At 61.3% G+C, this 20,820-nt stretch carries 16 protein-coding genes; 11 read left to right on the forward strand and 5 right to left on the reverse strand.

What is annotated here, in order from left to right; genetic code table 11:
* Positions 1-518 precede the first annotated feature (518 nt).
* The 4 genes from FRZ40_RS36740 (at position 519) to FRZ40_RS36755 (ending at position 4,980) form a co-directional block, all read left to right on the forward strand.
* Positions 519-3,320 carry a type VI secretion system Vgr family protein gene (locus tag FRZ40_RS36740; RefSeq protein ID WP_147237457.1) on the forward strand — a complete coding sequence of 934 codons (2,802 nt, stop codon included), beginning with the start codon at positions 519-521 and terminating at the stop codon, positions 3,318-3,320.
* A gap of 407 nt (positions 3,321-3,727) precedes the next feature.
* Positions 3,728-4,054 carry an N-acetylmuramidase domain-containing protein gene (locus FRZ40_RS45520; RefSeq protein WP_240057451.1) on the forward strand — a complete coding sequence of 109 codons (327 nt, stop codon included), beginning with the start codon at positions 3,728-3,730 and terminating at the stop codon, positions 4,052-4,054.
* The gene (locus FRZ40_RS36750; RefSeq protein WP_147237459.1) at positions 4,041-4,718 is read left to right on the forward strand and encodes a hypothetical protein; all 678 of its coding nucleotides are present in this window, start codon (positions 4,041-4,043) and stop codon (positions 4,716-4,718) included. Before FRZ40_RS45520 ends, FRZ40_RS36750 begins: the two co-directional genes overlap by 14 nt.
* A gap of 10 nt (positions 4,719-4,728) precedes the next feature.
* Positions 4,729-4,980: a PAAR domain-containing protein gene (locus FRZ40_RS36755; protein ID WP_147237460.1), complete on the forward strand. Its 252-nt coding sequence runs from the start codon at positions 4,729-4,731 to the stop codon at positions 4,978-4,980.
* A gap of 87 nt (positions 4,981-5,067) precedes the next feature.
* Here FRZ40_RS36755 and FRZ40_RS36760 read toward each other — a convergent pair whose 3' ends face one another.
* A complete protein-coding gene (locus FRZ40_RS36760) occupies positions 5,068-6,072 on the reverse strand; it encodes a LacI family DNA-binding transcriptional regulator (protein WP_028364145.1) in 1,005 nt (334 codons plus the stop codon).
* A gap of 229 nt (positions 6,073-6,301) precedes the next feature.
* Between FRZ40_RS36760 and FRZ40_RS36765 the strand changes: the two genes are divergently transcribed.
* The 6 genes from FRZ40_RS36765 to FRZ40_RS36790 all read left to right on the forward strand — a co-directional run bounded on the left by FRZ40_RS36765 (position 6,302) and on the right by FRZ40_RS36790 (position 15,214).
* Positions 6,302-7,453, forward strand: a complete 1,152-nt coding sequence (locus FRZ40_RS36765; protein WP_147237461.1) for an ABC transporter ATP-binding protein — start codon at positions 6,302-6,304, stop codon at positions 7,451-7,453.
* A 142-nt stretch (positions 7,454-7,595) separates the two neighbouring features.
* On the forward strand, positions 7,596-8,879 hold the full coding sequence (locus FRZ40_RS36770) for an ABC transporter substrate-binding protein (RefSeq protein WP_147237462.1): 1,284 nt from the start codon (positions 7,596-7,598) through the stop codon (positions 8,877-8,879).
* A 119-nt stretch (positions 8,880-8,998) separates the two neighbouring features.
* On the forward strand, positions 8,999-9,901 hold the full coding sequence (locus tag FRZ40_RS36775) for a carbohydrate ABC transporter permease (RefSeq protein ID WP_147237463.1): 903 nt from the start codon (positions 8,999-9,001) through the stop codon (positions 9,899-9,901).
* 29 nt (positions 9,902-9,930) lie between these two features.
* Positions 9,931-10,782, forward strand: coding sequence for a carbohydrate ABC transporter permease (locus FRZ40_RS36780; RefSeq protein WP_147237464.1), 852 nt, complete (start codon positions 9,931-9,933; stop codon positions 10,780-10,782).
* Between the two features lie 38 nt (positions 10,783-10,820).
* On the forward strand, positions 10,821-12,794 hold the full coding sequence (locus tag FRZ40_RS36785; protein WP_147237465.1) for a beta-galactosidase: 1,974 nt from the start codon (positions 10,821-10,823) through the stop codon (positions 12,792-12,794).
* Positions 12,791-15,214 carry a beta-galactosidase gene (locus FRZ40_RS36790; protein WP_147237466.1) on the forward strand — a complete coding sequence of 808 codons (2,424 nt, stop codon included), beginning with the start codon at positions 12,791-12,793 and terminating at the stop codon, positions 15,212-15,214. The genes FRZ40_RS36785 and FRZ40_RS36790 overlap by 4 nt, the downstream gene beginning before the upstream one ends.
* Positions 15,215-15,294: 80 nt before the next feature.
* Here FRZ40_RS36790 and FRZ40_RS36795 read toward each other — a convergent pair whose 3' ends face one another.
* The 3 genes from FRZ40_RS36795 to FRZ40_RS36805 all read right to left on the reverse strand — a co-directional run bounded on the left by FRZ40_RS36795 (position 15,295) and on the right by FRZ40_RS36805 (position 18,261).
* Positions 15,295-16,665, reverse strand: coding sequence for an MFS transporter (locus FRZ40_RS36795; RefSeq protein WP_147237467.1), 1,371 nt, complete (start codon positions 16,663-16,665; stop codon positions 15,295-15,297).
* Between the two features lie 140 nt (positions 16,666-16,805).
* Positions 16,806-17,780 (reverse strand): LysR family transcriptional regulator, encoded by a 975-nt coding sequence (locus FRZ40_RS36800; protein ID WP_147237468.1) that lies wholly within the window; start codon positions 17,778-17,780, stop codon positions 16,806-16,808.
* Positions 17,781-17,982: 202 nt separating this feature from the next.
* Positions 17,983-18,261: a hypothetical protein gene (locus FRZ40_RS36805; protein ID WP_147237469.1), complete on the reverse strand. Its 279-nt coding sequence runs from the start codon at positions 18,259-18,261 to the stop codon at positions 17,983-17,985.
* A gap of 332 nt (positions 18,262-18,593) precedes the next feature.
* Here FRZ40_RS36805 and FRZ40_RS36810 point away from each other — a divergent pair, with 332 nt between their 5' ends.
* Positions 18,594-19,931: an LLM class flavin-dependent oxidoreductase gene (locus tag FRZ40_RS36810; protein ID WP_147237470.1), complete on the forward strand. Its 1,338-nt coding sequence runs from the start codon at positions 18,594-18,596 to the stop codon at positions 19,929-19,931.
* On the opposite strand, the gene FRZ40_RS36815 is transcribed toward FRZ40_RS36810, so the two are convergent.
* Positions 19,928-20,776, reverse strand: coding sequence for a LysR family transcriptional regulator (locus FRZ40_RS36815; RefSeq protein WP_147237471.1), 849 nt, complete (start codon positions 20,774-20,776; stop codon positions 19,928-19,930). The genes FRZ40_RS36810 and FRZ40_RS36815 overlap by 4 nt on opposite strands.
* Positions 20,777-20,820 lie beyond the last annotated feature (44 nt).

Consider the following 20,820-nt stretch of genomic DNA (forward strand, 5'->3'; position numbering starts at 1 on the left):
GCCGCCACGCTCGACGGCATGCAGTAACGCATCGCGCAGCGCCGCCGCGCCACTTGCGTACAGATCGCGCGTGGTGAGCCTTTACGAAGAATGGCGCGAATAGCTACACCAGAAACGACAAAGCCCGCATTGCGCGGGCTCTCATTTTGTCCAGGCTCAAGTTTGGACCATCTGAATCATTCGCAATATCGGCCCACAAACGGCATTGGTCAACATTCGTTGTCCAGAAGAATTATTCTTTTCGGTGAAATAGAAAAACGTCATTAGAGACAAATCACCACCCAATTTCGAAGTTTTCTTATAGCGCAATTTCTCCGGTTCAGCGAAATTCAACCGTTCGGACATATCCGGGGGCGAAGTGGAAGAGGATAACAATTAATGAACGAGAGACGAAACAGATACGTGCATCATGCATATCCGCTCTGTGCAGGCGGGCCGCGTAATGGGAGCGTACCCGTTGCCTGTACCGGGCGCAAAATCGCGTGCCCTACCACGCTTCAGAAGGCGTGAGGTCTGTCATGGAACCGTGGACACTCCAGTCCTACACCATCACGCTTGAATGCCCCGCCCTGCCCGAAATCGTCGGCTACGGGCCGCGCGGCAAGGAAATCCGTGAGCAGATGCTCACTGTCCGAAGCCTGAAAGGTCGCGAGGCACTAGGCGAAAGCTTTCGCTACACGATTCTTGCACAGGTCGAGAACGCGGATTTCCTGCGCGACCCTGACGACGCCGCACAGGTCGATCTTGAACATATCCTGCACTCCAACGCGACGATTGCCATACAGGGAACCGGCATCGGCACACCCGATCCCGGCATGCGCGGTTCGCCGCCCAGGACGAACATCGGTGCCGATATCCGCTATATCAACGGCGAGATTACGGCCGCAAGTATCAAATGCGTGGACGATCGTGCGGCAGTTTATGAGTTTGTCCTTGAGCCCTTTATATGGTGCGCAAAGATGAACCGCGAACGGCGGATATTCAAGGATCAGAACGTCCAGGAGGTCATTTCCAGAGTTTTCCGCGACTACCAAGGAACGATCGAATGGCGGATCGGCGGGCCGTGGAGCGGCCGCCTGGATTATCCCAAACGTGAGTACATGCGGCAGGAAGGCGAATGCGACTGGGATTTCGCCATGCGCCTCATGGAAGAATGGGGGCTGGTCTGCTGGTTTGAACACCGGAAAGGCTTTCACTCGCTGGTTATCTCGGACACGATGGGCGGTTTTCACCCGCACGGGATCGCATATAAAACACTGCGCTATCACACGGGCAGCCGCATTGACGAAGAGCACATCAGCGAGCTTGAGATCGTGTACGCAAGCACGGTCGGCAAGGTCACCGTGGGCGACCATAGCTATATGCACCCGCGTTTGAACAAAAACCTTGTGCCCAACCGTGAGACTTGCGAAAGCAATAGCGAAACAGCGCTGAGTGAGATCGAAATTTACGACCGCGCTGAATTCACCCAGGCATCGTCTCACCGGGAACCAACGCCCGAGGAACTACGCGACGAGGGCCAGCACTTTGCACGCGTAAAGCTTGAGGCGGAACGCTGCAAGGGTGTTCGCGCGCGTGGTAAAGGACATTTACGTGCGCTACAGGCAGGCCGCACGTTCGACCTCATCCAGTATCCCCAGAACAAGGCGAACGGCGAGTATCTCGTGCTGTCGTGCGATCTGGAAATAACCGAAGTCGGTGCATCATCGGGCACATGGCGCACCTATTCGGTGGACACGTCGTTCGAACTGATGCCCGCTGGTGAGTATTACCGGATGCCCCAGGTGACCCACAAACCGCGAATTGACGGTTTCGAACTCGCCGTTATTGTCGCCCCCCATGAGCATGAAACATGGATCGACTACCGGCATTGCCTGCTGATCCAGTTCGAGTGGGATCGCGACGGTGATTATGAAGGCGGTACGTCGATCTGGGTCCGCGTCGTGTCGCAATGGCAGGGTGACGAAATGGGCACCATCGCGCCGGGCCGTGCCGGGCAGATGGTCGTTGTCTCGCACGTCAACGGCGATCCGGACCGGCCCATCGTGGCGGGCTTTGTCGTGGACAAGTTTAACCGGCCGCCGTTCCAGCTTCCTCACAATCAGGCGCTTTACGGAACGCGCATCAAAAGCCTTGGATATGGTCGGGAGTCGGCACATTCGGTGCTGGATGCGACGCCCGGCCGGATACAGGCGCAGATCGCCAGCGACCACGGCAAATCGAGTTTGAGCCTAGGCTATAACACCCGCATTGATGGCAACAAGGGCTTGCAGGATGCGCGCGGCGAAGGCTATGAACTACGTACCGATCTGTGGGGCGTGCTGCGCGCGGCAAAAGGGATGCTACTCACGACCGTTGCGCGGCCCATTGCAACAGGCAAGGCCAGGGACATGGCCGAGACCGTCGCGCAACTCACCCGGGCCCGCGCGCAACACGAGGACATGGCGAAGCTTGCGCAGCAGCATCAGGCGCAATCGGTAGACGTGAACCAGCACGATGCGACCCAAACGATCAAGACACAGAATGACGCGATCAAGGGTGATGCGAAATCTGACGACGCTCCATCGCCGGAAATGACGCGTCCCGATCTGCTTCTATCAAGCAGTGCAGGCATTGCGACCACTACAGCCGATAGCACACATCAGGCAAGCCACAAGGACCATGCGATAACGGCAGGCCGCGACGTGAGTGTATCGACGGGCCGTTCGTTTCTTGCATCGGTACGCGGCGCCGTCTCGATGTTTGCTTACCAGCTTGGCGTGAGACTGATTGCAGCGAAAGGCAAGGTCGAGATACAGGCGCAAAGCGATCAAATGGCACTCGCCGCGTTGAAGGACATCACCATCAGCAGCGTCAATGGACAGATCGTCATCAACGCATCGAAGGGCGTCTGGATTGGTTCAGGTGGTTCATATACCCACATCACCGGCGACGGAATTACCAACGGCTCGCCGGGACCGATCCTTGAAAAGACGCCGTCGTGGGACAAACCTGGTGCATCGGCCATCCGTGCCCCGCTACCCGCGCTTCCGCTTGCGCCGCTCGCACAAGAACAGGCCGCCTTCTACTCGCAAACGTTCGACGTCAGTACCGTTGCGGAGAACTACGGCATAGGGCCGGCAATCGCTAGCCAGCCCTATCGCGTGTATCTGCCGGACGGCACGATCCAGCAGCAAGGCATGTTGACCAAAGGCTCCACCCTGACCGTCAATACATCGACGCCAACCAAAGTCAGATGCGAAATTGGCGCGGGCGACTGGGGTATCGCCGAGGACGCATACGACCGTGACGAGTTCGATGGCGCTAAGGCGATCGCCTGAACGGTCGCTGGAATGAACACACGGAAATCTCTCATGCAACATCGTCAATCCGCCAGCCAGCACGCACACGTACCGAAGGCTCCCCCGAGCCCGTATGTCGAAGTGACCTTCGTCTTCCGCGACGTGCTGCAAAAGCCCATCGAAGGGCTGTCTGTACAGGTCAAGGCTGGAACAGGTGCGCAGCCTGCACCCGCCTGGTCAACAGGACCTGCCGCGGATGCAGACACTCCCGGGATTCCCGGCGCTGCCTCAGCAATAAGAGCGATCATTGGGAGGATCGAGATTACTCAAATATTACAAACCATTTTCCAAAATATCCCGACCTCTGTTTTCCGAAACTCGGAGGGTATTCAACAGGAAAACCAAAGAATGGCAACGGTGGGTGGTTGCACCAGGATGCCGATGTTATGTATCAGTATGAAAGACTGGTTCGGGCGTCACAGTTGGACTTTCCTGCCTCAATTATGGCCTGCTCCTGGGGGGCGTTCCAAGTAATGGGATTCTTTTATTATCGAATGGGATATGCCAGTCCTATCGCCTTAGCTAATGCAGTAATGACCGGAGTCGATGCGCAGTTTGACTTATTCGTCGCATACATGACCAAGGTAAGCGCCGGAGCTTTAGAAGCCTTGCAAAAAAGAAATTGGACAAACTTCGCAAAGCATTATAACGGGTTGGGATATCCCGCCGCATTTCCACAGCAAATGGAACAACACTATAATGAGTTCAAATAAAATTATCAATGTCGTTGTTTTACTTTTGCTTTTGTCTTTTCGCAGCCCGGCCATTTGCGGAGAAGTTTCAATTTACGATGAAACATCCGTGGTTACCCTCAAAGACGGAGGGGAAATTTATGGTTTTTATTCTGCACACAATGAAAGATTCTTTTGCAATTTTTTCTTCATGTCGGTCGACAAGGTGCGTGCTAGTCAGAATGGTTTGATACCCATGGAAACCTTTAATCTTGACTACCATAAACGGCAATTCAATTACACGCAACGTGATGCGGATTCCCCTATAAAAGGTAGCCTGTCTATGAACGGTGACAAGCTAAATATTCGTACAAATGCGCGGCGTCCTGGCTGTGATAGCGCGGCAGGAGGGTTGTTTAGCGAAGGAGGACTTCCCTACACTGAAAAAATGAAAGTCCCGGGGCTGGGTATTGCAGTGGCAACCAAAAAGACGGCTGTTTATGACGTGGCTGGACGGAGTGGCAAGCACGGCTATTTGATGGCCGGTGATGTCGTTGTAGTGCTTAGGCGGACAAATCGGTATTCATACATCCGATACTTCAATCCAGACATACTTGTTGAGGATGACGATAAGAGGAAAATCGTCACCGGCTGGATTCTTAGCGCCGATCTCAGTAATCCTTTTCCACCAGCTGCCAAACATTAAGGACAGTCGCATGATTGATTTGATCCGGTTGGCCGACACCACCGACCACGGCGGCAGCGTCATCACCGCATCCGAAACGATGCGCTATGACGGCCGCCGTGTCGCACGCAAAGGCGACCTGATAACGTGCCCGCTGCATCCTGATATCAACCCCAACGTCATCCTTGAAGGCGATATGAACATCACCGATGCTGGCGTTCCCATTGCCCGACATGGGTATGCGGCCACTTGCGGTTGCCATCTTGTTTCGAGCATCATCTAGATTCGTTTTGCCGCGCTGTGTTTGCGCGCCATCGTCGCGTTCATACCTCAACCGCCATCACCACGCCGCGCTGCACGCACAACCTCCTCACGTCGACTGCCGCCTCACCAGTTTCGGCAACGGCGCAATCACCGCAGGCGGCGGCCCTTCCCCATGCGGCTCGTGAATCAGCCGTATCAGCAATTCGATCGACGCCTGCGCAATCGCTTCCGTATTGATCGCCACGGTGGTCAACGAAGGACGCACCTGGTGCGCCAGCTGAATATCCGTAATGCCGATCACGGATACGTCGTCAGGCACTTTGCGCCCTAACGTAGCAAGCGCCTGCAACGCGCCAATCGCCAGCAGATCGTTGGTCGCGAACAGCGCGCCAAGGTGCGGCTCGCGCTCCATCAATTCCATGCACGCGGCAAAGCCCGCGTCGATCGTATCGGGAATCTGCAGCACGGCGGCATCGTCCGGTTCGAGTCCCGCTTCGCGCATCACTTCCCGAAAGCCCGTTGCGCGCGCATCCTGCAAGCCGCCGCATCCATCGCCGACCAGCATGCCGATGTCGCGATGCCCCAGTTCGAGCAGATGCCGCGCCGCAAGCTCGCCCGCATGCGCGAAATCGACGGCCACGCATGGCAGCGCGGGCAGGTTCTCGGGATGCTCCCACAAGCTCAGCACGATCGGCGCGCCCACCGCCGCGGACGCGCACAACTCATTGATCGCGATATCCGTGTTGAGCACCAGTACGCCTTCCGCCAGCGTGCCCGCAATCTGCGTCAGATACGCGCGACCGATCTCCGCGTCATCGTCCGTGTTGCACACCATCAGGAAATAGCCGGCGCGCCGCGCCGCGCGCTCCGCCGCAAGCACGAACTCCGGATAGAACGGATTCGCAATGCTCGACAGCATCAGCGCCAACGTCGGCGAGCGCCCTTCCGCCAACGCGCGTGCGTTCAGATTCGGCCGGTAGCCGAGTTCGCGGATCGCACGCATCACGCGCTCGGCCGTTTCCGGGCGCACCTTGTCCGGATTGCGCAAGACGTTCGATACCGTGGCCGCCGTGACCTGCGCACGCCGCGCCACGTCGCTTAATGTCGCCATGCTTCGTGCACTGCCCGAAAGAAAAGGAAAGATCCCACATTGAGAGACTGCGAATCAGATGTTGCACACTTCGCGTAGGCTTTGATAACTTTGCCCGAAAGCACAATGGAGACGAACATGAACGCGCCTTCGAGCACACCCGAATTTAAACGCTTAAATCTACGCCGCGCAAGCTTCTGTGCGATTTTTTTCGATGCAAATTTAAGCGTTTAAATCCAGGGAAAACACCATGTCCGCGATCTCCCTGAGAAACATCCAGAAGACGTTCGGCGCGAACGCGCCCGTCATTCGCAACCTCGACCTCGAAATCGGCGCACACGAGTTCTGTGTGTTCCTCGGTCCGTCCGGCTGCGGCAAGTCCACGTTGTTGCGCATCGTCGCCGGACTCGAAGATCAGACCGACGGCGACGTGACGATCGGCGGCCAGTCGATGAACGGCGTCCCTGCCGCCGAGCGCGGTGTCGCGATGGTGTTCCAGAGCTACGCGCTGTTCCCGCATATGTCTGTCTTCGAAAACATGGCGTTCGGCCTGAAGCTCGCGAAGACGCCGAAAGCCGAGATCGACCGCAAGGTGCGTGAAGCGGCGCGCGTGCTGCAACTGGATGCGCTGCTCGAACGCAAGCCGCGCGAACTGTCGGGCGGCCAGCGTCAACGTGTCGCGATTGGCCGGGCGATCGTGCGCGAGCCGGGCGTGTTCCTGTTCGACGAGCCGTTATCCAATCTCGACGCAGCCTTGCGCGGCCAGACGCGCATCGAAATCGCGCGGCTGCATCAGCGCTTTGCGCAGGCAAGCGTCGTCTATGTGACGCACGATCAGATCGAAGCGATGACGCTCGCCGACAAGATCGTGCTGCTGCACGCAGGCGCGGACACGCAGCGCTTCGGCAGCATCGCGCAGGTTGGCGCGCCGCTCGAGCTTTATCATCGGCCGCGCTCGAAGTTCGTCGCGGGCTTCATCGGTTCGCCGCGCATGAATTTCATCGACGGTGAAGTCGACGCTATTGCGCATGACGGCGTGCATGTGAAGCTCAAGAAAAGCGAATCGATGCTGCACGTGCATGTCGATGGTGCGCGCCTGACACGCGGCCAGCCCGTCACGCTGGGCATTCGTCCCGAGCACATCCGGCTCGACGGCGATGCGCAAACGCTCGCGGTGAAGTCGCTGATCACGGAACAACTGGGCGAGCACAGCTACGTGCATGTCGAATGCGCAGACGGCACGCTGATCGCGAAGGCACCCGGCGATATCGCGATCCGCAACGGCGAGCCGCTCGCATTGCGTCTGCCCGCCGACGCGTGCCATCTGTTCGACGAAGAAGGCACGGCGCTGGAGCGCACGGTCGCAACAGAAACACAAGCCGTCGCGCTGCAAACAGCTTGACGGGCACCCGGCCCAACGACGCGAGCCTTGCCTGCCGGGCTCGCGGTTCTCAGCAGCCGGCCACAGAGCCGGCGCGGTGGGCACGAAGACCGCCGTCCGCATCGAGCGGGCGGCCAACAACGCAGTTCAAGGAGACACCACGATGATCAACAAGCACCTGAGCCGCATTGCCGGGCTCGCCTCTTTCAACCCGCGCGCCGTGACGGCTGCCGTCGCGGTATCGGCGGCGCTGCTGTCAGGCCTCGTCTCGAATGCCGACGCCGGTCAGCTGAACGTCAACGTGTCGGCGCGCGGCAACCAGCGCTCGACCTGGCAGGACGCATTCGACAAGTTCAAGAAGGCCAATCCCGACGTCGACCTGAAGATCACCTACATCACGGAAGAAGCGTACAAGGTGCAGATGGGCGGCTGGCTCGCCACCGATCCGCCTGATGTCGTATCGTGGCACGACGGCGAACGCATGGCCTATTACGCGAAGCGCGGCCTGCTCGAAGATCTATCCGGCGACTGGGCGAAGAACGGCTGGAGCCAGCAATATGCTTCGGTGAAGGAAGCCTCGACGTATAACGGCAAGCAGTATGCGGCGCCACTTGGTTACGATGCGTACGGCTTCTTCTATCGCAAGGATCTGTTCGAAAAGGCGGGGATCAAGAGCGAGCCGAAGACGTGGGAAGAATTCCTCGATGCTTGCAAGAAGCTCAAGGCAAGCGGCGTCGCGCCCATCGCCGTCGCCGCGCGCGACAGCTGGACGCTTGCCGCATGGTTCGATTATCTCGATCTGCGCATCAACGGCAATGCGTTCCACCAGAAGCTGATGGCAGGCGAAGTGCCGTACACCGATCCGCGCGTTAAGAAGGTCTACACGACGTGGAAGACGCTGATGGACGATCACTATTACATCGACAACGCGCTCTCCTACGATCTCGATTCGATCGGCCCGTTCCTCGCCAACGGCAAGGCCGCGATGATGCTGATGGGCACGTTCTTCTCGGCGGGCATTACGTCGAGCGTCAAGGACCAGATCGGCTTCATGCGCTTCCCGGTCATCGATCCGAAGGTGCCGACGGCGGAAGACGGTCCCGTCAACGTGCTGCTCGTTCCTGCGAAGGCAAAGAACAAGACCGACGCGCGCCGTCTGCTCGCCTTCATGGAAACGCCTGAAATCAACGCGGATCTCGCGCGCGGCTGGGGTCAGCTGCCGTCGAACAGCAAGGCGACCGAGCCTGAAGATCCCATCTCCAAGGTCGGTTTCCAGACGCTCGCCAGCACGACGGGCGGCATCGCGCAGTTCTACGATCGCGACATGACGAAGGAAATGGCCGACGAAGGCATGAAGGCGATGCAGCAGTTCTATAACGATCCGTCGCAGATCGATGCGCTGCTCGCCCGTCTCGAAGCAACCCGCAAGCGCATTTACCACAAGTGATGTCCTGAAGGGCGGCCGCGCTGTCGGCAGCCGCCCGCCGGGCGCGTCTCATGCGATGCGCCCACGAATCACCTGCCGCTCGCCGCATCTGGCGAGCGGTATCGAACGAGGTCTTCGTCATGTCCACGTCTATTGCCCGCCTGCCTTCGGCGCGCAGCCGCCGCACGTCCGCATCCGGGCGCGCACGCAATCGCGCGGCGTTCTTCTTTCTGCTGCCGGGCTGCGCACTGTTCGCGCTGTGCGTGATCTATCCGATCTTCAGCAGCATCGCGCTCAGCTTCTACAACTGGGATGGGATGACGGCGAAGACTTTCATCGGACTCGCCAATTACGTCGAGCTGTTTCAGGCCGATACGTTCTATGTCGCGTTGAAGAACAACCTCATCTGGCTTGTGTTCTTCCTGCTCGCGCCGCCGCTGGGCCTGCTGTTCGCGCTGTATCTGAACCAGCAGGTGAAGGGCATGCGCGTCGTGAAGTCGCTGTTCTTCGCACCGTTCGTGTTGTCGGGCGTCGTCGTCGGTCTCGTGTTCAGCTGGTTCTACGACCCGACGTTCGGCCTGCTCAAAGTGATTGTCGGCCACGGCATTCCCGTGCTCGGCGACGCGCATACCGTGACCTTCGGCATCGTGTTCGCCGCGCTCTGGCCGCAAACGCCCTACTGCATGGTGCTGTATCTCACGGGCCTCACGTCGATCAACCCTGAAGTGGTCGAGGCCGCACGCATGGAAGGCGCGAAAGGCTGGCGTCTGCTGTGGCACGTGATCCTGCCGCAACTGCGCCCCGCTACGTTCATGGCCGTCGTGCTGACCGTGATCGGCGCGCTGCGCAGCTTCGATCTGATCGCCGTCATGAGCGGCGGCGGTCCCTTCGACAGCTCGACCGTGCTCGCCTATTACATGTACGACCAGGCCATCAAGTACTACCGCGAAGGCTACTCGGCCGCAATTGCCGTCGTGCTGTTCGCGATCATGCTCGTCTACATCGTGTTCCATCTGCGCCGGATGCTGCGCGAAGAACGCTGAATCACGCATCCTGCTCAAGGAGAACTGACATGTATCCGCTTCCCGTCGAACGCTGGAAACCCTGGAATCGCGCGATCTACAAGGCGTCGCTGCCGCTCGCGCTGTTCGTGTGGCTGCTGCCGATGCTCGCCGTGCTCATCACGTCGATCCGCTCTTCCGATGAACTGTCGCAAGGCGACTACTGGACCTGGCCGAAGCATTTCGCGCTTCTCGACAATTACGGCACGGCGCTCGCGCAAACGCCGATGCTGCATTACTTCGCCAATAGCGTGCTGATCACCGTGCCGTCCGTGCTCGGCGCAATTTTGTTGGCGTCGATGGCGGGCTTCGCGCTCGCGACGTATCGCTTTCGCGGCAACATCGTCGTGCTGTTCATGTTCGTCGCGGGCAACTTCGTGCCCGTGCAGATCCTGATGATTCCCGTGCGCGACATGGCGCTGAAGGTCGGCCTGTTCAACACGGTGTGGGCGCTGATCATTTTTCACATCGCGTTTCAGACAGGATTCTGCACGCTGTTTCTGCGCAACTTCATCAAGCAGTTGCCGTTCGAGCTGATCGAAGCGGCGCGCGTCGAAGGCGCGAGCGAATGGACCATCTATGCACGCATCGTGCTGCCGCTGATCCGTCCTGCCCTCGCCGCGCTCGGCATTCTCGTCTTCACATTCGTCTGGAACGACTACTTCTGGGCGCTGTGCCTCACGCAGGGCGACGACGCCGCGCCCATCACGGTCGGCGTCGCGGCGCTCAAAGGGCAATGGACGACCGCATGGAATCTCGTTGCAGCGGGTTCGGTGCTGGCCGCACTGCCCTCCGTGCTGATGTTCTTCGCGATGCAAAAACATTTCGTGGCCGGCCTCACGTTCGGCGCAAGCAAAGGCTGACGCCGACAGCCCACTACTGATCTCTGGAGAAATCGACAATGCAACTGGGTGTTTGCTACTACCCCGAACAATGGCCGGAAACGATGTGGGCCGACGACGCGCGCCGGATGGTCGAAATCGGCATCACGCATGTGCGGATCGCGGAATTCGCCTGGAGCCGTATGGAGCCGCGCGCAGGCGTGTACGAATGGGCGTGGCTGGACCGCGCCGTGCAGACGCTCGCCGACGCGGGGCTCAAGATCGTGCTCGGCACCCCCACGGCTTCGCCGCCGAAGTGGCTCGTCGATTCGATGCCGGAGATGCTGCCCGTGCGCGCCGACGGCAAGACGTGGAACTACGGTTCGCGCCGCCATTACGATATTTGCAGCGAACCCTATCGACGCGAGTGCGTGCGTATCGTCGACGCGATGGGGCAGCGCTACGGCGCGCATCCCGCGGTCGTCGCGTGGCAGACGGATAACGAACTTGGCTGTCATGAGACCGTGCCGAGCTATTCGAAGGCGGCACGCCGGCACTTTCAGGCATGGCTCGCGCGCCGTTACGAAACCGTCGACAACCTGAACCAGCGTTGGGGCAACGTGTTCTGGAGCATGGAGTATCTGTCGTTCGATACGATCGAACTGCCGAACCTCACGCCCACCGACGCGAATCCGATTCATCTGCTCGACTTCCGCCGCTTCATGTCCGACGAGGTGTCGAGCTTTCATCGCGAACAGATCGACGTGCTGCGCCGTTACGCGCCGAACGCGGACATGCTGCACAATTTCATGGGCTTTTTCACGACCTTCGATCACTACCGCTTCGCCGCGAACAACAGCATCGATGTCGCTACGTGGGACAGCTATCCGATTGCGCGTACCGAAGTAATCGCCCTGAGCGAAGAGGACAAGGCACGCTACGCACGCACCGGACACCCCGACGTGTCGGCGTTCGATCACGACCGCTATCGCGCGATCGGCCAAGGCCGTTTCTGGGTGATGGAACAGGAAGCGGGCCCCGTTAACTGGGCGCCATGGAACCCGGTGCCCGCACCCGGCATGGTGCGTCTGTGGGCCTACGAGGCGTTCGCACACGGCGCCGAACTCGTGTCGTATTTCCGCTGGCGCCAGGCGCCGTTCGCACAGGAGCAGATGCATTCGGGTCTGAATCTGCCCGACAACACGCTCTCGCCGGGCGGGCGCGAAGTGGCGCGCGCCGCGCGGGAAATCGTGCAATCGGCGGCGCTGTCGAGCCTCGCGCAAAGCGGCCCCGCGCCGCATGCTCAGGTCGCGCTCGTATTCGACTACGAGACGCAATGGATGTTCGAGATCCAGCGGCATGCGAAGGGCTTCGACTATCAGACGCTCGCATTCGAGTACTACCGTACGTTGCGCGAGATGGCGCTCGATGTCGATATCGTGTCCGCGCAGGCCGATCTTTCCGGCTACGAACTGATCGTCGTGCCGGGTCTCGCGGCCTTGCCTGCAGGCTTTGCGAAGACGGTCGAACAGTCGTCGGCGCAATGGGTGATCGGGCCGCGCACAGGATCGAAGACTGCCGACTTCGCGATTCCCGCGCAGTTGCCGCCCGGCGCGTTGCAGACGGCCTTGCCGTTCAAGGTGCTCGAAGTCGATTCGTTGCGTCCCACGCTTCAGCCGTCGGCCACGCTCGACGGCGTGACAGGCATGGCATTGCACTGGCGCGAGCATCTGGAGACGCGCGACGGCATCGACGTGCTCGCACGCTTCGACGACAACTGGCCCGCCGTCGTCGCACGCGGGCATGTGCGCTATGCAAGCGCGTGGTTCGATGCGCCGTTGCATCGCGCGCTGCTGGAAGGCGCGGCGCGTGATGCAGGACTCGCGGTGACGCCGTTGACGGAAGGCCTGCGCGTGCGTCGTCGCGGCGATGTGACATTCGCGTTCAACTTCGGCGCGCAAAGCGTCGACGCGCCCGCACCGGACAACGCGCAATTCGTGCTGGGACAACGCACGCTCGGCACCGCCGACGTGTGTGCGTGGATCGACGCATGACGGCCCGCTCGGCGCACGCGTCGACGCCGTTGACCGTCGATGCAAGCCGTCCTGGCGATGCGCCGCGCACGGGCATGCTGCAGATGGGCACGAACACGTCGCCCGATGGCCGTGCGATCGGCATCAACAGCCGCTACCTGACGCGCGACGGCGAGCCGTGGCTGCCCGTGATGGGCGAACTGCACTATTCGCGCGTGCCCGAAGCGCAGTGGGGCGACGAACTGGCGAAGGTCAGGGCGGCGGGCGTCGATATCGTGTCGTCGTATGTGATCTGGCGATATCACGAGCCGCGTCCCGCGCAATTCGACTGGAGCGCACGCAATGATCTGCGCCGCTTCGTCGAAATCAGCGCAAAGCGCGGCCTGCTCGCGTTCGTTCGCATCGGTCCGTGGGTGCATGCGGAAGTCCGTTATGGCGGCATTCCCGCATGGGTCGTCGATCAGGTGCCGGTGCGTAGCGACGATCCGCTGTATCTGCAATACGTGCAGCGCTTTTTCGAGGAAATAGCCGCGCAGTTGAAGGGTTTGTTGTGGAAGGACGGCGGCCCTGTCATCGGCATTCAGCTTGAGAACGAGTACAACCTGACGGGTCCGCAGCAGGGACGCGAGCATATCGCGACCCTCAAGCGGCTCGCGCTCGAAGCAGGACTCGATGTGCCCTTGTACACGGTGACGGGTTGGGACAACGCGGTGTTTCCGCACCGCGAAGTGACGCCCGTTTTCGGCGGCTACCCGGACTTGCCGTGGGGTACGTCGACCGATATGTCGCCGCCCAACGAAGTGTATGGGTTTCGTTTCGCGAGCCGCGTGGGTGGCGATCTCGGCGCCCAGACGCACAACGCCGGACCGGGCGATGCCGATGCCGTCGCCGATGAAACGCCGTTTCTCGGCGCCGAGTTCGGCGGCGGCGTGCCGATGATGTATCGCCGCCGCCCCGTCCTCGACGCCGACGACATCGCGGCGATGCTGCCCGTGCAGCTTGGCTCTGGCGTGAACCTGTACGGCTACTACATGCTGCATGGCGGGCGCAATCCGCCTCGCGATCTCGACGGACAGGAATCGACGGCGACGGGCGGCTACAACGACCTGCCCGTCATCCACTACGATTTTCAGGCTCCGTTCGGCGCCAATGGCGAAGCGCATCCCGTGCTCGGCAAACTTCGGCCGGTGCATCTGTTCCTTCAGCAATGGGGTCGCGCGCTGGCGACGTGCGATGTGTATCGGCCGGACATCGTGCCGCATGGCCACGACAATCTGGAAGTGCCGCGCTATTCGGTGCGAGCCGACGGCGATCGTGGCTTCCTGTTCTTCAATAACCACGTTCGACAGCACCGGATGCCCGCATGGAACAGTGTGCAGTTCTCGGTGAAGCTCGCGACGCGCACGATCACGCTGCCTTCAACGCCGATCGATATCGCGCCGGGCGCGTGGTTCATCTGGCCGATCGGCGTGACGCTCGGCAACGCACGCTTGCGATATGCAACCGCGCAGCCCGTCACGCGGCTCTCGTCTGCCGAAGGCGAAACGCATGTGTTTGCGGCGACGGACGGCATCCCGCCGGAATTCGCATTCGACGCGGATTGCGTGAAACACGTCGCGTCTGTGGACGCTCGCTCGAATCTATCGGTGCACGAAGCCGACGGCGCGCTCATCGTGCAACCGACACCAGGCGAACCGTTCGTCGCGACATGCAGCGACGGCACACGCATCACGATCATCGTGCTCGCGTGCGAAGACATTGAACGGCTCAGCGTGTTGCCGTTCGACGGCCAGCGACGATTGATTCTGACCGATGCGCTGGCGTTCGCTCGCGATGGTGAACTCGTGTTGCGTTCAACGGATGCGGCATCGTTCGATTTCGCTGTGTATCCGCCCTTCACGCGCACACCAACTTCGACGCAGCAAATGGTCGAATCGAAGCAAAGCGGATTCTTCCAGCGTTTCATCGTTACCGTGCCGCCCGTCGCATTCGATGCAACGATTACGCCTTTGCGCGCGGCACAAACGGTGCCGCCTGTCGTGCCGGGCGGTACGGCGCATGCCGCTGTCGAGCCCACGCCGGAGACGTTCGGCAAGGCCGCGGCGTGGCGGATCGATTTGCCGGAAGCGGCGCTGAACGCGCCTGGTCTTGGCAACGCTTATCTGTCGATTCGCTACACGGGCGATATCGGCCGGCTGTTTTCTGGCGCGAACATGATCGACGATCACTTCTACAACGGCCTGCCGTGGCAGATCGGCGTACGCAACGTGACGATCGATACGCGGCAGCCGTTGATGTTAACCGTGCTGCCGCTGCGCGCCGACGCGCCCATCTATCTCGACGCCCGACACGATCCGCGAGTCGGCTTGAAAGATCAGGTCGCTGACGTGCAAAGCGTGAACTGGGTGCCTGAGTATGAAGTGATCGTTTCGAGAGGGTGACGGTCGGGGACCGTCTTGACGGCGTACGCGCAAGCGATGCGCGTACGCCAGTTTTTTTTCGCTTCCGCCGACAGCTACGATCAGCGCACAGGCGTCGCGTGTCCGTGATCGCCCATCATTCGCTCTTCATCATATTCGCGCGAAATATCCCGGTTCGTGTAATCGCCCAGACGTGAAGTGGCGAACAGACTGATCACGGCGCACACCAAGATATAAATCGCAATTGCATAGCCCGAGTGGTAATAGGCGAACAGCGCAGTCGCGATCAACGGCGCGGGACCGCCTGCGATCACAGACGCAAGCTGGTAGCCGAGCGACGCGCCGCTATAACGCAGCCGCCCCGTGAACGTCTCGGCGATCAACGCGGCCTGCGGGCCATACAGCATCGAGTGCGGTACCAGCGAAAGCACGATCGCGGCGAAGATCCACATCGGATTCCTCGTGTCGACCATCGCGAAGTACACGAAGCCGAATATGCCGACCAGCGCCGCACCGATCATGTACATCCGCTTGCGCCCGATCAGATCGGACACGTGCCCAAACAGCGGGATCGTGAAGAATTCCAGCACGGACGCCGCGAGTACGGCCATGAGCAGCAGATCGCGCGACGCGCCGAGGTTCGTCACGCCATACGTGAACACAAAGGCCGTAAAGATATAGAACGGCGCCTGCTCGGCCATGCGCGCGAACGCGGAAAGCAGGATGTCTTTCGGCTGACGGCGGATCACTTCGAGCGCCGGCGCTTTTTCGATCCTCCGTTCTGCGAGCAGACGCGCAAAGATCGGTGTTTCCAGAATATTCAGGCGGATATAGAGGCCGATGGCGACCAGCACGATGCTGAGAAAGAACGGCACGCGCCAGCCCCAGGCAAGAAAAGCGCTGCCGGATATCTGGCTGATCGCCAGCACCGCGAGGTTAGCGATGAACAGCCCGGCGGGCACGCCGAATTGCGGCCACGACGCGACGAAACCGCGATGCGCATTCGTGCGCGCCCATTCCATCGACATCAGCACCGAGCCGCCCCACTCGCCGCCGACTCCGACGCCCTGAATGAAACGCAGCACAGTGAGCAGGACCGCGCCCCAGATGCCGATCGTCGCATAGGTCGGAACAAAGGCCACAGCGAACGTGGCGAGCCCCATCAACAACAGCGTGACGATCAGCGTCGCCTTGCGTCCGATGCGGTCGCCGTAGTGCCCGAAAATCGCCGCACCGACAGGCCGCGCGATAAAGCCGACGGCGTAGATCAGGAAGGCCTGCAAGGTGCCGACAAGCGGGTCTGATTCAGGAAAGTACAGCTTCGCGAATACAAGGCCCGTGACGATGCTGTAGAGGAAGAAGTCGTACCATTCGATCGTCGTGCCGATCGTGCTGGCAATCACGGCGCGGCGCAATTGCCGGCGTGCATCGTCTTCGGAAAGGGGTGTCGCCCCCGGCTGTTCCGTAACCATTTCGCATCCCCTATAAAGGGCGATATGGTTTACCGACACGATGCGCAGCGAGTGGTTCCAGTCGCCGCAGTAAGGAAAACGCTGATAAATTTTCTATCACGGCGTGAGCATAAAACGATCCCGCTCGCGAGCCTGCCCGATCAAGCCGCAATCGGCCCATGATCCGGCTGCGTCTCGCGTCTCGGCACGGCGACGCGCCGCTCGTCGCCGCCCGCGAGTGCAGGCGTCGAATCGAACAGCTCGGCGACCCAGTCGGCGAATACGCGTACTTTCGCGGACAGATGCCGGTTGTTCGGATAGACGATCGAAATCGGCTTGGGCTTCGGCTTGAACGCGGGCAGCACTTCCTTCAGCGAGCCATTGCGAAGTTGCGGCGCGACCATGAACAGCATCGGCTGGATCAGCCCGAAGCCTTCCATTCCGCACGTGACGTATGCCTCGGAATCGTTGACCGTGACGACGCCGTTCATCCGCACTTCGATCGGCTTGCCGTCGACGAGAATGATCCACGGCATCGGACGTGTGCCGTGCGCGACGCGGAAATTCACCGCGTGATGCAAGGCGAGATCGTCGATGCTCTGCGGCTCGCCGTAACGCGCCAGGTAGTCGGGCGAGGCACACGTCACGCGTTTGAGCGTGCCGATCCGGCGCGCGACCATCGACGAATCTTCGAGCGCGCCCGCGCGGATCATGCAGTCGATGCCCTCTTCGACGGGATCGACGGGCCGGTCCGACAGGCCCAGATCGAGCGCGATGTCCGGATAGCGCTGATGGAAGCTCTGCAACGCGGGAATCACGAGATGACGGCCGAGCGAGTTCGGCATGTGCACGCGAAGCGCGCCGCTCGGCTTGCGGTTGCCCGCCTGAAAACTCGCATCCGTTTCCGCGATGTCCGTGATGATGCGGATGCAGTGCTCGTAGTACGCGGCGCCCTCCGGCGTAAGCGACAGACGCCGCGTGGTCCGGTTCATCAGACGCACGCCGAGCACCGCTTCGAGATTCTGGATGGTCGTCGTCACCGTCGCGCGCGGCATGCCGAGCTGCTCGGCGGCACGCGTAAAGCTGTTTGCATCGACCACCCGAGTGAACACTTCCATTGCCTGAACGCGGTCCACGCTATCCCCTTTCGCCTTTCAAACGAAACAGGATAGAACGCGCGGGATGGCAAAAACAAGCAAATCACCTCATTAGGCTGATTTAACGAACAGTTCGGCGCGCCAGATCCGGAATCGCGTGGAAATGGCGCTTATCGTCGGATGAAATGGGAGCAAAGCTGACGGTAGCCTCAGGTTCGGCGTTTGGGTTTGAAACGCGCGATCAGCCGCCGCGATACATCGGATCGATACTGTCGGGCTGTTCGCGCCGGCCCGATTCCGATTTCCCCGCCCCAGTCCCGCCGACGCCGCCGACGCCGCCGTGATTCTTCAAAGCCTCGGAATTTGCGCCTTCGTGCTGAACGGCATGCCCGGCGTGAGACGTTTTCACGACCCCGCCTGCTCGAGCGTCGGAAGCCGCGTCATAACCGCCCGCCAGCACAGGCATCGCAAACGATGCGAAGCACGCCGCAAGCAGCGCACCGGTGAGTTTCGTGTTCATGTGGTCTCCATTGCAGATAGGGGCGCGAAAACACCCGTAGCGACCAGTGCACGAGATATGCCAATCGCACTGCACCCGTGCCTGATGCGACGCGAAACGCCTGCGAATAAAGGCGTCGGCGCGGAGTCGCGAATCGGCTCGCCATGCGATGCCTGGGCCGAAGTGACTGAAGAATGCCAACCTCTCGTGAACGGCTGTTCGAGTGCGGCCAACACCACCGCTGAGATGCAAGCGTGGCAACCCGCCAGCCGGATTCGCGCGCCTGTCGTATCGTATTTCGCGCACGCTCGCTGTTCCGCTCAACGCTCAACGCTTCGACGAGGGCTTTCACGATGACCCGTTCACGTCAACTGCATCTCGGCGCCTTCATGCGACCCGTCAGCCTGCACACAGGCGCGTGGCGCTTTCCCGGCGCGTACCCCGACGCCAACTTCAACATCGCGCATCTGAAGCGCTTCGCGCAGACGCTCGAACGCGCGTGCTTCGACGCGTTCTTCATGGCCGATCATCTCGCCGTGCTCAACATGCCGCCCGACGCGCTCAAGCGCAGTCACACGGTCACGTCGTTCGAGCCGTTGACGCTGCTTGCCGCGCTGTCGTCGGTGACGGAGCGCATCGGGCTGATCGCCACCTCGTCGACCACTTTCGACGAGCCGTATCACGTTGCGCGCCGCTTTGCGTCGCTCGACCATCTGAGCGGCGGCCGCGCAGGCTGGAATCTCGTCACCACGTCCAATCCCGACGCGGCGCTCAACTTCGGCCTCGACGAGCATGTCGAGCACGGCGATCGATATCGGCGCGCCCGCGAGTTCCACGATGTCGTCACAGGGCTGTGGGACAGCTGGGCCGACGATGCGTTTGTCCGCGACGTCGAGAGCGGCGTCTATGTCGATCCCGAGCGGATGCATGTGCTCGGACACAAGGGCGAGCAACTGTCCGTGCGCGGGCCGCTGAACATCGCGCGGCCAGTGCAGGGATGGCCTGTCGTCGTGCAGGCGGGATCGTCGGAAGCGGGCCGCCAGATCGCGGCCGAAACGGCGGACGCCGTGTTCGCCGCACCGCCCTCGCTCGCCGAAGGCAAGCGCTTTTACGCGGACGTGAAGAGCCGCGTCGAGCGCGCCGGGCGCGATCCGGAATATCTGAAGATTTTGCCCGGCGCGTTCGTCGTGGTCGGCGACAGCATGGACGAAGCACGAGAAAAGCGCGCGCTGCTCGATACCTTCGTGCACTACGACAGCGGCATCGCCTCGCTGTCGATCGCGCTCGGCCATGACGTGTCGCATCTCGATCCGGACTCGCTGCTGCCCGAGATTCCCGAGAGCAACGCCAGCAAAAGCGCGCGGCAACGCGTGGTCGACTGGGCGCGCGCGGAACACCTGACGATCCGCCAGCTGGCGCAGCGGATCGGCGGGTATTCAGGGCTGGAGATGGTCGGCACGGCCGCGACGATCGCCGACGAGATGGAGCAATGGCTCACCGGGCGCGGCTCGGACGGCTTCAACGTGATGTTCCCTTATCTGCCCGGAGGGCTCGACGATTTCGCCGGGAAGGTCGTGCCCGAACTGCAGCGGCGCGGCATTTTCCGGCGCGCCTATGAAGGCACGACGCTGCGCGACCACCTCGGTTTGCCGCGTCCGGAGAATCGATTCTTCGCGCGGCGCGCCGGCTAGACGGCGACTTCTTCGCGCAGAAAATCGACAAGCGCGGACTGCACCGCGTTCAGCGCGCCGCCCGCGCCGATCAGCGCGAGTTCCGTGGGCGGCAGACGCGGCAGATCGAAACACAGGCTGTGCTCGGGCAGCACGGCCGTGGTCGGCAGAACGGTGATGCCGAGTCCCGAAGCGACGGCGGCCTGGATGCCCGTCAGGCTATGGCTGCCGAACGCGACGCGCCAGCTGCGCTTCGACTGGTCGAGCGTGCGGATGGCGCGCCTGCGGTACACGCAGCCTTGCGGGAACAGCGCAAGGGGAACGGGCTCGCCGTCTTCGGGCGGCACTTCAATCTGGCGGCCGCGCACCCAGACGAGCGATTCGGGCCACGCTGCGAGGCTCGGCCCGCTGCCCGGCTCGCGTTTGACAAGCGCGATCTCGATCTCGCCGCCCGACAGCTTGCGTTGCAGATCGCCACTCATGCCCGCGACCGTTTCGAGCCGCGCGTCCGGCCGTGCCTTGACGAAGCCCGACAGAATCGACGCCATCCGTTTCGCGCAGAAGTCTTCCGGCACGCCGATACGGATCGGGGTGCGCGACAGGTCGCTGGCCAGCGCGTCCTGCGCTTCCTGCGACAGCGCGATCAGACGGCGCGCATAGTGCGTGAGCAGTTCGCCATGTTCGGTTGCCGTCACCTGATTGCCCGTGCGGTCGCGCGTCAGCAGCGTGCGCCCGACGAGTTCTTCCAGGCGCCGCACCTGCTGGCTGACGGTGGACTGCGTACGGTGCACGCGATCGCCCGCCCGCGTGAAGCTGCCTTCATCGACGACGCAGACCAGCGTCTTCAGGAGTTCGAGATCGAGCATGGCGGGGCACCTCATATTTGGATTTCCACTGAGCATGGCATTTT

Origin of the sequence: Paraburkholderia azotifigens (assembly GCF_007995085.1) — a bacterium.
In the GTDB taxonomy this organism is placed as follows: domain Bacteria; phylum Pseudomonadota; class Gammaproteobacteria; order Burkholderiales; family Burkholderiaceae; genus Paraburkholderia; species Paraburkholderia azotifigens.

What these genes read in the sequence shown, in the direction of transcription:
- FRZ40_RS36740 (WP_147237457.1), top strand. Translation starts at nt 519, where the DNA reads ATGGAACCGTGGACACTCCAGTCCTACACCATCACGCTTGAATGCCCC.
- FRZ40_RS45520 (WP_240057451.1), top strand. Translation starts at nt 3,728, where the DNA reads ATGTATCAGTATGAAAGACTGGTTCGGGCGTCACAGTTGGACTTTCCT.
- FRZ40_RS36750 (WP_147237459.1), top strand. Translation starts at nt 4,041, where the DNA reads ATGAGTTCAAATAAAATTATCAATGTCGTTGTTTTACTTTTGCTTTTG.
- FRZ40_RS36755 (WP_147237460.1), top strand. Translation starts at nt 4,729, where the DNA reads ATGATTGATTTGATCCGGTTGGCCGACACCACCGACCACGGCGGCAGC.
- FRZ40_RS36760 (WP_028364145.1), bottom strand. Translation starts at nt 6,072, where the DNA reads ATGGCGACATTAAGCGACGTGGCGCGGCGTGCGCAGGTCACGGCGGCC.
- FRZ40_RS36765 (WP_147237461.1), top strand. Translation starts at nt 6,302, where the DNA reads ATGTCCGCGATCTCCCTGAGAAACATCCAGAAGACGTTCGGCGCGAAC.
- FRZ40_RS36770 (WP_147237462.1), top strand. Translation starts at nt 7,596, where the DNA reads ATGATCAACAAGCACCTGAGCCGCATTGCCGGGCTCGCCTCTTTCAAC.
- FRZ40_RS36775 (WP_147237463.1), top strand. Translation starts at nt 8,999, where the DNA reads ATGTCCACGTCTATTGCCCGCCTGCCTTCGGCGCGCAGCCGCCGCACG.
- FRZ40_RS36780 (WP_147237464.1), top strand. Translation starts at nt 9,931, where the DNA reads ATGTATCCGCTTCCCGTCGAACGCTGGAAACCCTGGAATCGCGCGATC.
- FRZ40_RS36785 (WP_147237465.1), top strand. Translation starts at nt 10,821, where the DNA reads ATGCAACTGGGTGTTTGCTACTACCCCGAACAATGGCCGGAAACGATG.
- FRZ40_RS36790 (WP_147237466.1), top strand. Translation starts at nt 12,791, where the DNA reads ATGACGGCCCGCTCGGCGCACGCGTCGACGCCGTTGACCGTCGATGCA.
- FRZ40_RS36795 (WP_147237467.1), bottom strand. Translation starts at nt 16,665, where the DNA reads ATGGTTACGGAACAGCCGGGGGCGACACCCCTTTCCGAAGACGATGCA.
- FRZ40_RS36805 (WP_147237469.1), bottom strand. Translation starts at nt 18,261, where the DNA reads ATGAACACGAAACTCACCGGTGCGCTGCTTGCGGCGTGCTTCGCATCG.
- FRZ40_RS36810 (WP_147237470.1), top strand. Translation starts at nt 18,594, where the DNA reads ATGACCCGTTCACGTCAACTGCATCTCGGCGCCTTCATGCGACCCGTC.
- FRZ40_RS36815 (WP_147237471.1), bottom strand. Translation starts at nt 20,776, where the DNA reads ATGCTCGATCTCGAACTCCTGAAGACGCTGGTCTGCGTCGTCGATGAA.